This window comes from Streptomyces sp. NPDC055078 (genome assembly GCF_053607985.1).
This window is the reverse complement of record NZ_JBSGUP010000263.1, coordinates 1-10,572: the sequence shown is the minus strand read 5'-3', so window position 1 is coordinate 10,572 and position 10,572 is coordinate 1. Positions and strand designations below refer to the sequence as shown.

8 protein-coding genes and 1 pseudogene are annotated in these 10,572 nt (G+C 73.2%); 5 read left to right on the top strand and 4 right to left on the bottom strand.

The window, feature by feature from the left end; all coding sequences use genetic code 11:
- Positions 1–191 precede the first annotated feature (191 nt).
- The 3 genes from ACWF94_RS21785 to ACWF94_RS21775 are packed head-to-tail and all read right to left on the bottom strand — an operon-like array spanning position 192 to position 2,988.
- Positions 192–1,409 carry a bifunctional RNase H/acid phosphatase gene (locus ACWF94_RS21785; RefSeq protein ID WP_453490787.1) on the bottom strand — a complete coding sequence of 406 codons (1,218 nt, stop codon included), beginning with the start codon at positions 1,407–1,409 and terminating at the stop codon, positions 192–194.
- Positions 1,409–2,152, bottom strand: coding sequence for a zinc ribbon domain-containing protein (locus ACWF94_RS21780; RefSeq protein WP_453490793.1), 744 nt, complete (start codon positions 2,150–2,152; stop codon positions 1,409–1,411). Before ACWF94_RS21780 ends, ACWF94_RS21785 begins: the two co-directional genes overlap by 1 nt.
- Positions 2,149–2,988: a Nif3-like dinuclear metal center hexameric protein gene (locus ACWF94_RS21775; protein ID WP_453490784.1), complete on the bottom strand. Its 840-nt coding sequence runs from the start codon at positions 2,986–2,988 to the stop codon at positions 2,149–2,151. The genes ACWF94_RS21780 and ACWF94_RS21775 overlap by 4 nt, the downstream gene beginning before the upstream one ends.
- 428 nt (positions 2,989–3,416) lie before the next feature.
- Here ACWF94_RS21775 and ACWF94_RS21770 point away from each other — a divergent pair, with 428 nt between their 5' ends.
- Together ACWF94_RS21770 and ACWF94_RS21765 are read left to right on the top strand one after the other, a co-directional pair.
- A complete protein-coding gene (locus ACWF94_RS21770) occupies positions 3,417–4,658 on the top strand; it encodes a hypothetical protein (protein WP_453490781.1) in 1,242 nt (413 codons plus the stop codon).
- A 597-nt stretch (positions 4,659–5,255) separates the two neighbouring features.
- Positions 5,256–5,888, top strand: a complete 633-nt coding sequence (locus ACWF94_RS21765) for a response regulator (RefSeq protein ID WP_453490790.1) — start codon at positions 5,256–5,258, stop codon at positions 5,886–5,888.
- Positions 5,889–6,021: 133 nt separating this feature from the next.
- Here the strand turns inward: ACWF94_RS21765 and ACWF94_RS21760 are convergent, their stop codons facing one another.
- Entirely contained in the window at positions 6,022–7,461 is a 1,440-nt protein-coding gene (locus ACWF94_RS21760; RefSeq protein WP_453490778.1) for an MFS transporter, read from the bottom strand.
- Between the two features lie 405 nt (positions 7,462–7,866).
- Between ACWF94_RS21760 and ACWF94_RS21755 the strand changes: the two are divergent.
- The 3 genes and pseudogenes from ACWF94_RS21755 to ACWF94_RS21745 all read left to right on the top strand — a co-directional run.
- Positions 7,867–8,517, top strand: a pseudogene (locus tag ACWF94_RS21755) (class I SAM-dependent methyltransferase); the annotation flags it as partial.
- Between the two features lie 29 nt (positions 8,518–8,546).
- Positions 8,547–9,512, top strand: a complete 966-nt coding sequence (locus ACWF94_RS21750; protein WP_453490776.1) for an N-acetylmuramoyl-L-alanine amidase — start codon at positions 8,547–8,549, stop codon at positions 9,510–9,512.
- Between the two features lie 194 nt (positions 9,513–9,706).
- Positions 9,707–10,534: a hypothetical protein gene (locus ACWF94_RS21745; RefSeq protein ID WP_453490773.1), complete on the top strand. Its 828-nt coding sequence runs from the start codon at positions 9,707–9,709 to the stop codon at positions 10,532–10,534.
- Positions 10,535–10,572 lie beyond the last annotated feature (38 nt).

Genomic DNA, 10,572 nt, shown 5'->3' with positions numbered 1-10,572 from the left:
CCCGTAGGCCCGGCCCTCTGACCCAGGGCCCGGCCCGCCTCCCGAGGCCCGGCGGGCCGGGACACCCACGAACCGGGCGGCCTGCCCGGCGCCCGCCGGGCCCAATCCCGGCGACCGGCCCCGCGCCCGCATGAGGGCAGGACGGGGGCGCCCGCCAGGGCAGGACCGGGGCGTGCGGCCGGGCCGTGCGGTTATGCGCGGAGGTGGGAGGTGTCGTTGAGGACGCGGAGCGAGGCATTGCCGTCCGTGTAGTACGCCACGGCGGAGACGGACGCCGCCGACAGCTCCATCCGGAAGACGGACTCGGGCGGGGCACCGAGGGCCAGACGGACCAGGGTCTTGATCGGGGTGACATGGGAGACGAGGAGGACGGTACGCCCCGGGGACCGGGCCACGAGCCGGTCGCGGGTGGCTGCGACGCGGCGGGTGACCGTGGCGAAGCTCTCCCCGCCCCCGGTCGGGGCGGCCTTGGGGGAGGCGAGCCATGCGGCGAGGTCCTCGCCATGACGCTCCTGGACCTCCGCGAAGGTCAGTCCCTCCCAGGCGCCGAAGTCCGTCTCGCGCAGCCCGTCCTCGATCCGGACGTCCAGACCCAGCCGGGCGGCCACCGTCTTCGCGGTCTCCCGGCAGCGCGTCAGGGGAGAGCTGACGATCTCCTGTACGGTGCCGCGCGCGGCGAGCGCGGCGGCCACCGACTCGGCCTGGCGCAGGCCCACCGGGGAGAGCGAGGGATCACCGCCGCCGCTGCCCGAGAACCGCTTCTCCGGGGTGAGGGCGGTCTCGCCGTGGCGCAGCAGGACGAACGTCGCCGGGGTGCCCAGGTCGGCGGACGGCCCCCAGCCGACGGCAGGCGAAACGGCGGCGTCCCGCTCCGGACGGCCGCCCGACAGCGCCGCGCGGGCCTTCGCCGCACCGGCCGCCGCGTCACCGACGACCCGGGCCGCCGAGGTGTCCCTGGCGCTCAGCTCGGCCGTGGAACGCGAGGGCTCCCACTGCTTGCCCTTCTTGCCCGCGTCCATGGCCTCATTGGCCAGCCGGTCCGCGTGCTTGTTCTTCTCGCGCGGGATCCACTCGTACGACACGGCCGACGCGGGGAAGACACCCGCGGCCTGGGCCGCCAGCGGCTTCATATCGGGGTGCTTGATCTTCCAGCGGCCCGACATCTGCTCGACGACCAGCTTGGAGTCCATCCGGACATGCACGGACGCCTCGGGATCGAGGGCGCGGGCGGCCCGCAGGCCCGCCACCAGGCCCTTGTACTCGGCGACATTGTTGGTCGCGACCCCGATGTACTCGGCGGCCTCGGCGAGCGTCTCCCCGGTGGCCGGGTCGAGCACCACGGCGCCATAGCCCGCGGGGCCGGGGTTGCCCCGGGACCCGCCGTCCGCCTCGACGACGAACTTGCGCATCAGAGACCGGACTCGGCGGTACGGACCAGAATGCGGCGGCAGTTCTCACAGCGCAGCACGGTGTCGGGCGAGGCCGCGCGCACCTCGTTGACCTCGGTGATGTTCAGCTCCAGCCGGCAGCCCTCGCAACGGCGCTGGTAGAGCCGGGCGGCGCCCACCCCGCCCTGCTGGACGCGCAGCTTCTCGTACAGCTTCAGCAGATCGGCGGGGATGACGGCGGAGATCGCCTCGCGCTCCTTGGTCACCGAGCCGGTCTCGTCGTCCAGCTCCTGGAGCGCCACATCCCGCTGCGCGGTGACGAGATCGGTCTTGGCCTGGACGGAGGTGACCCGCTCGGTCAGCTCGGCGACCCGCTCCTGCACGGACTCGCGGCGCTCCATCACATCGAGGACGACGTCCTCCAGGTCACCCTGGCGCTTGGCGAGGGAGACGATCTCGCGCTGGAGACTCTCCAGGTCCTTGGGGGAGGAGATCGCGCCGGAGTCCAGCCGCTGCTGATCACGGACAGCGCGCTGGCGCACCTGGTCGACGTCCTGCTCCGCCTTGGTCTGCTCGCGGGCGGTGTCGCTCTCCTCGGTCTGCGCGGCGACCAGCAGATCGCGGAGCTGCGTGAGGTCCTTGGTGAGGGACTCGATCTCGGCGTGCTCGGGGAGCGACCTGCGCTTGTGGGCGAGCTGCGACAGGCGGACATCCAGGGCCTGGACGTCGAGAAGTCGGATCTGGTCGGCGGGCGCGGCGTTCAGTTGGGGGCTCCAGGAGAAGAGATACGGGTTGACCAGGGATCGGTGACCGTGTGCGAGACATGGACCCGCAGGTCCCAGCCGTGCCGGTCGGAGAGGGTGTCGAGCTGCGCGGCGGCCAGCTCGCACCAGGGCCACTCGGTGGCCCAGTGCGCGGCGTCCACCAGCCCGAGCGGGGAGTGCTGGGTGGCTTCGGAGACCGGGTGGTGGCGCAGATCCGCCGTGAGGAAGGCGTCGACGCCCGCCGCGCGCACGGCGTCGAAGAGGCTGTCGCCGGAGCCGCCGCTCACCGCGACCGTCCGGACGAGGGTTTCGGGGTCGCCCGCGAGGCGCACCCCCTGCGCCGTCGCGGGGAGCCGCTTGGCGGCGCGCTCGGCGAACTGCGCGAGCGTCTCGGGATGGTCCAGCTCGCAGATCCGGCCGAGCCCGCGGCGGCCCGCCGGGTCACCGGGGTCCGGCACCAGGGGACGGACGACCCGCAGGTCGAGCGCGCCCGCGAGGGCGTCGGAGACACCCGGGTCGGCGGTGTCGGCGTTGGTGTGCGCGACATGGAGGGCGATATCGCGCTTGATCAGGGTGTGGACGACCCGGCCCTTGAAATGACCCGCCGCGACCGTCGTCGTACCCCGGAGATAGAGCGGGTGGTGTGTGACGATCAACTGGGCGCCGAGGGCGATCGCCTCGTCGGCGATCTCCTGAACGGGGTCGACGGCGAACAGGACGCGCCGGATCTCCGCGTCGGGGTCGCCGCAGACCGTGCCGACCGCGTCCCACGCCTCGGCCCGGTCGGGGGGCCAGAGGCGGTCGAGGGCTGCGATGACTTCGGAGAGACGGGGCACGGAAAACAGGTTACCCGCGCTCCTCGCCCCCTCGGCCTGCGCTGTCCACAAGGCCGGTCGGAAAAGACGACTATTGCCCGGCGGTGGGTCCGATACCGGGTTCGGTACCGGGTCCCTATCGCCCGGAGCGTGCGCGGCGGCGGGGTACAGAGGGTACAGAGGGGGCAGAGGGGGCAGAGGAGGACAGGCGGTGCTCCCGGAGGTCCGGTGGAGCGCCCGGGTGCGCCACGCCGGACGACTCCGGACACCGCCCCCGGCACGAGCGCAACCGCCCCTGGGGTGAGCACAGCCCGCCCCCGGCACGAGCACAACCGCCCCTCTCCGGGCAGGTAAATCCCCCCATGCCCACTCTTATGTGTGAACAGACGGTTCTCGTGTTGTTCGGCAGGAAGTGCGAACCTAGCTTCGTGGCCGGAGGTGACGAGCCGATGACAGCCTGTGCCATCGAGACCGCCGCGGAGGGCGCGACCGTGGGGCGTACGGGGATCACGATCACCGCGGACGGCGCCTACGCGGCCCGGCTCGCGGGGGACGGGGAGGCCCTGTTCCCCGAGCGGTGGACGCTCGACGGGCCCGAGCCCTACGCCGTACCGCTGCCGCTCGACCAGCCGGAGGAGCGCGACACCGATCTGCTGCCGCTCACCGACGGGCGGGTGCTGATCCGTCGCCGGGTGCTGGGGCGGCACCTCTTCTCGCTGCTGTACCCGACGGGCCCCGGAACCGGTGAACTGCCTCTCGGCGGTGTCGAGTCCACCGAACTGACGCTCCTGCCGCCGGCGCCGGACGGCACGCGCGCGTACGCCATCGCGCCGGGCGCCAGGTCGACGGCGATCTGGCTGGTGGCCGGTGGCGCGTTCGGCCCGGAGTACGTCGCCGAGGTGCCGGGGCACTGCTCCGGTGGTGTCTGGCTCGACCGTACGGGCCGGATGCTCGCCCTCGACCGGCGGCTGGACGGCGGTCCGGTCAAGGCCGTGGCGGTCGATCTGGAACGCGGCGGCGAGGTGACCCCCCTCCTCCAGATCACCGAGGAGAGCGACGACCGGCTGCTGCTGGCCGACCCCGACAGTGGCCTGCTGCTGCTGCGCTCCAACGCCCCGGGGCACGACCGGCTCGGGTGGGGGGTCCTGGGGAGCCTGCGCCCGGTGCGCTTCCCCGAGTGTCTTCGGCTGCCCGACTGCGCGGTCACCCCCTTCGCGGCCCAGCCGGGCCAGGTACTGATGCCGGAGAGCTGCGCGGTGGCGCTGCGGATCGACGGGGCGGCGGGGAACTGGCTGGGTCTGTGGCGCCCCGCCGACCGGAAGCTGTGTCAACTGCCCGCGCCGGAGGGGTGGCTGGCGGGGGCCGGACTGTGGAGCGCCGAGGGCGTGCTGCGGCTGCCGTACGCGACGGGGGCGGTGCCCTGCGGGGTGGCGGGCGTGGACGCGGCGTCGGCGTGGGAGCGGAGTGGTGACGTGGGGGGCGAGGGAGACGCGGGAGATGCGGGAGACGAAGGGGACGCCGGGGACGCGGGAGCGCGTTCGCCGGAGGCGGGCGTTCCGGTGGTGGCGGGGGCCGGGCCGGAGCGAGCCGTAGGGGAAACGCCCAGGTCGGACGGGGGCGGTGACGCGATGCCGTGGAAGCCCATTCCTTTGCAGCAGGCACCTCTCATGGGGCGCGTGGGGCTTCGTTAAACTCTACGGCCTGCCAGTTGTTCGGCGTCGCCGCGGCGTTGTCTCGGCGACCGGTCATCGCGAATACGACGGGGGTATTTTCCACATGTCTGAAGCCCGTACCGATACGGCTCACGAGCGTCCTCAGGGGGCGTACGGGATAGAGGCCGGCGGCGCAGGTAAGCACCGGGGGGTTGCGGCGGCGGAGGATGCGGCGACGGAGCCGCACGGTAAGCATCGCCGGGAGTCCGGCGCGGCGGATTCGGGGACCTGAGCCTCCGGCTCGCGCCCCGGGGCCCCGGGCCCGCTGAGTGTTCCTGGGGTTCGATCCCTGCGGTTCGATCCCTGGGGTTCGATCCCTGAGGGCGGGCGCCGCCCCGAATGGCTCGGCCCGTTCGGGGCGCGGGCCCCGTGCGTCGGACGCCTCGGCGCGGCCGTCCGCACCGTCCCCCGCACCGAGGTCGTACAGGACCGGTCCCGGCACCCGTTCCAGAAGGCGTTCCAGGGCCGGTTGGCCCTCTGTGCAGATGTGGGAATGACAGTACGTCAGACCCTGGTGCGGCCGTGCCGTCCCAGGTCATCCGTACGGGGCGGGCCTACGCTTGGGCCGTGGAAGAGATGCCCCCGAGCCAGCGCCCCGTCCGGTCCGTACGTGTCCTTCTCGCCGAGGACCGGGGTACGGCGCACGGCGCCCTCGCGCTGCTGCTCGGGATGGAGCAGGGCATCGAGGTCGTCGCCCAGGTGGGCCGGGGGGACGAGATCGTACGGATGGCCCAGGACGTACGGCCCGATGTCGCGCTGCTGGACATCGGGATGCCGGGGCTGGGCGGGCTCGACGCCGCCGCCGGGCTGCGGGACGAGGTGCCGGACTGCCGGGTGCTGATCATGGCGACATCCGGGCGGCCGGCCTATCTGCGGCGGGCGCTGGAGGCCGGTGCGGCGGGTTTTCTGATCAAGGACGGGCCGGTGGAGGAGCTGATCCGGGCGATCCGGCGGGTACTGACCGGCGAGACCGTGTTCGACCCGGCGCTGGCCGCCGCCGGTCTGGACGCGCTCCCCTGCCCGCTGACCTCGCGGGAGCGGGAGGTGCTGAACGCGGCGGTGGACGGCGCGAGCACCGTGGAGATCGCCGGGCAACTGCGGCTGCCGGAACCGGTCGTACGGACCGCCCTGGCCTCGGCGATCGCCAAGACGGGCACGCGGGCGGCGGGCGAGGCGGTACGGGCCGCGCGCGGTCAGGGCTGGCTGTAGCCGCGAAGCCACCCGGCGAGCCACCCGGCGAGCCACCCGGTGGGGCGGGGGCCGGGCGTGGGTTGGTACGGCTCCGGGCGCGGGCCGCTCCGGCTCCGGCGCGCGGCTCCGCGACTCGGGCTGCCCCGGGTCGCTACGGCTCCGTTCGCCGCGGCAGCCAGATCAGCATCAGGACCGCGCCCGCCAGCAGCAGGCCCGTGGCCGCGCGGAAGGAGAGGGCGTATCCGGCGGCCAGTTCGGCCGGGGTCGTACCGCCCGCCGTGCGGGAGGCCGCGACCGTGGAGAAGACGGCGAGGCCGAGCGCGCCGCCCATGGTCCGGGAGGTGTTGACGAGGCCGGAGACCAGTCCCGCGTCCCCCGGTTCGCCGCCCGCCGTGGCGAGGGTGGCGAGGGGGGTCGCGGCGAGCCCGATGCCCGTCATCATCAGGATGCCCGGCCCCAGAATGGCGGTGAGGAAGGTCCCGTCGGCGGTCATCGTGGACTGCCAGCCGAATCCGGTCGCGGCGATCAGCGTGCCGATGACGGCGACGTTCGCGGCACCGGCCCGGGCCATCAGCCGGGGTGCCAGCTTCGAGCCGACGATCACGGCGACCGAGCTGGGGATCAGGGCGAGGCCCGCCTTCAGCGGGGTGTAGCCGAGCACGTTCTGGGCGTACACCGTCATAAAGAACCACATGGCGAACGAGGCCGAGCCGATGACCATCATGGTCACATTGCCCGCGCTGACCGCCCGGGAGCGGAACAGTTTCAGCGGCATCAGCGGGGCCGCGGTGCGCGCCTCGACGATCGTGAAGAGGCCGAGCAGGGCGAGACCGCCGAGGAGCGGCAGCAGGGTGGCGGACGCGGTCCAGCCGGACTCCTCGGTCTGCACGATGCCGTACGCCACGGCGGCCAGACCGCTGGTGACGAGGACCGCGCCGGGGAGGTCCAGCCTGCGGCCCGTGGCCTCGCGGCCCTCGGTGAGCCAGATGGCCGCGCCGATCAGCACCAGCGCCCCCACGGGCACATTGATCAGCAGGACCCAGCGCCAGGAGAGCAGATCGGTCAGGGCCCCGCCGACGAATCCGCCCGCCGCCCCGCCCGCCGCGCCCACGGCCGACCAGGTGCCGATCGCCCGGGTCCGCGCCGGTCCCGGCGGCACCGTGGCGGTCACGATGGTGAGGGTCGCGGGCGCGAGGACCGCCGCCCCCAGGCCCTGCACGGCGCGGGCGGCCAGCAACTGCCAGCCCTCCTGCGCGAGACCGCCCGCCAGTGAGGCGGCCGTGAAGAGCCCGAGTCCGGCGAGGAAGGTCCGCTTGCGCCCGAAGATGTCGGCCGCCCGCCCACCGAGGAGCATGAACCCGGCGAACGCGATGGCGTACGTATTGAGCACCCACTGGAGCCCGGCGGTGGAGAGCCCGAGGTCGGCGCGCATGGAGGGCAGCGCCACATTGACGACGGATACGTCGAGGACGACCAGGAACTGCCCGGCACACGCGGCGAACACGACGAGCCAGGTGCGTGCGGGCCGGGCGGTGGGGGTCGGTATGCGGGAGTGCTGGGTGTCGGTGGGGGCTTGGGCCATGAGTGTCATGGTCTCAGCAGTCGATCGGGCCGTACATCCGGATATCGATGTACGGACGCGGTCGGCAGGTCCTAGGACCTCCGCCGGCGCGGAGACGTCCTGGTGCGGGCGCTGACAGGTCCTGGATCCGGCGCGGAGAGCCCTGGTGCCGGCCCGGACGCCCCGCGACGGCGCGGGCCCCCACGCCCCGTGACGGCGAGCCCCGGTGGCATCAGACACCATGGGCGCCCCGGCACCCGTACGACCAGGAGGAACATCTCCATGACCGCCGACCCCGTGAAGAACGCCGTGAAGAACGCCGCCAAGAACACCGCCACGAACGCCGCCACGAACGCCGCCACGAACGCCCTGGAGAACCCCACGGCGACCTCCACGGCAACCCCGGTGGTCGCGGCCCCCATGACCGCAGCCCCCATGACCGCGACCCCCGCCACCGCCCTCGACCCGAAGACGCTCGCCGCCTTCGAGGGAGCCAAGGGCTTCATGCCCCTCGCCGAGGGGCTCGCTCTCCATGCCGCAGCCGTCGCGGCCGGTGCGCTCGGGCTGCCGTTGCTGGAGGTGGGGACGTACTGCGGGCGTTCGACGATTCTGCTCGCGGATGCCGCGCGGGGCGCGGGGGTCACCGCCGTCACCGTCGATCACCACCGGGGCAGCGAGGAGCAGCAGGAGGGGTGGGAGTACCACGATCCGGGCGTTGTCGACCCCGAGGTCGGGCGGATGGACACTCTCCCGACGTTCCGGCGCACCCTGCACCGGGCCGGTCTGGAGGACCATGTCGTCGCCGTCGTCGGCCGCTCCCCGCAGGTGGCCCGGCTCTGGGGCGCCCCGCTCGGGCTGGTCTTCATCGACGGCGGCCACACCGACGAGCACGCGGGCGGCGACTACGAAGGGTGGGCGCCCTGGGTCGCCGACGGCGGGCTGCTGGTGATCCACGATGTCTTCCCGGACCCGGCCGACGGCGGGCAGGCCCCGTACCGGGTCCACCAGCGGGCGCTGGCCTCCGGCGCGTTCACCGAGGTGTCGGCGACGGACTCGCTGCGCGTCCTGCGGCGTACGGGGCCGGGAAACCGAAGGTCCGGGCTAGCATCGCGGACGTGCAGCACGACCAGAACCACCCTTTCGACGAGCGCGGAGGCCGGGGCGGAAGCGCCCGCCGCCGAGGGCCCGCGATCCTCGCCGTCGGCGTCCTCCTGACGGCCGCCCTGGCCGGCTGGCTCGTCTGGCAGTCGGGGACCGGCCCGCAGTCGAAGGCCGGGAAACAGCCGGGGGCCGGGCCGCAGTCGCCCACGGCACAGCCGTCACGGGCGGACGGCTCCGAACGGCCACCGCCCGCCCCGGGCGGCGGGAACGACGGGAGCCCGGGGGCCGGGGCGGGGCGCGGCCCGCTGTCCGGCAGGACCGTCGTGATCGACCCAGGTCACAATCCCGGAAACTTCCGGCACACCACCGAGATCAATCAGCTCGTGGATATCGGAACCAACCGCAAGGAATGCGATACAACGGGCACTTCGACCAATGACGGCTACATCGAAGCCGCGTTCACCCGTGATGTCTCCGAGCGCCTGCGCACCCTGCTGGAGAAGCAGGGCGCGACGGTCCGGTTCACCCATGACGGCAACCGGCCCTTCGGTCCCTGTATCGACGAGCGCGCCCGTGTCGGCAACAAGGCGGGCGCGGACGCCGTCGTCTCCGTCCACGCCGACGGATCGGACCGGGGCAACCGGGGCTTCCATCTGATCCTGCCCGGCCTCGTCAAGGCGGGCGCGGCGGACACCACCGCCATCGTCGGACCCTCGCGTGACCTCGGCGAACGGATCGCGACGACGTTCGCACACGCCACGGGCACCGAGCCGTCCAACTACGTGGGCGGCGGCACCGGTCTGGTCGTACGCGAGGATCTGGGCGGGCTCAATCTGTCCACCGTGCCCAAGGTGTTCATCGAATGCGGCAACATGCGTGACCCACGCGACGCCGCTCTGCTGACCAGCTCCGACTGGCGGCAGAAGGCGGCCCGGGGAATCGCGGACGGACTCCGCGGACACCTGCTCGGACGGTCGTGAGCAGAATCGTGATCAGGATCGTGATCAGGCCCCCGATCGGATATGACTCTTTATGCCGAGCAGACGGCCGGATCGGGCAGAGGATAGATTCACCCCTACGATGGGGAGTCACCCCCTAAGCTCCGCGCCGTGCACACCGCCTGCGGCGGCAGCGACGACCGCCCCGATGAGACGACCGACGAAGGACTTGTTACGTGAACATCCGCTCCCTCAGTCGAGGCGACGGCGTGGTGATCGGAGCAGCGGTACTGCTGTTCATCGCCTCGTTCCTGGAAACGATCGACTGCTCAGGCCCCAGCTGCGGGGATCTCACCGCCTGGGACAACGGTTCCCTCTTCATGGGCGTCTACCTCGCAGGCATCATCAGCGCGGCACTGATCGCCCTCTCCCATCTGCTGCCGAGGCCCCCGAAGGTCATCGGAATCGAGCTGGGCCACCTGGGCATCGCCCTCGCCGTCTTCGCCGCCTGGTCCGCACTCGGCGCGATCTTCGACCCGGCCGGCCCGCTGAACGCCGACGGGGTGAGCATCGACGCGGGCACCGGACTGATCCTCGGCTTCATCGCCACGCTCCTGCTGGCCGCGGGCGCGGTCTGCTCCCAACTCGTACCCGCCCTCAGGGCCCCGCTCCTCGGCGCCCCGCGCCCGGCGGCCCCGGCGGCCCCGTACGGCGGGCAGCCGCAGTCCGGTTACGGCTACCCGGGCGCCGCCCAGCAGCAGCCCCAGCCGTACGGGGGCCAGCAGCCCGGTCAGGGGCAGCCCTCCTACGGCGGGCAGCAGCCCGTGCAGCCCGGTCCCGCCGCGCCGCAGGCCGGTGCCGCCCCGGACTTCGCGCCGTTCTGGTTCGCGGTTCCGGTGGCCCGTCCGCTGTACGGCGAGGACGGCTCACCCACGCCGATCGCCGAACTCGCGCCCGGCACCTGGTACCTCGCGGTGGAGCAGCGCGGACCCGGCCTGATCGCCCAGACGCAGGACGGCCGCCGTGGCGTCCTCCAGGACACGGCGGGCATCCAGCGCGGCTGACCCCCGACCGTACGAACACACGACGACGGCCCCCGCCC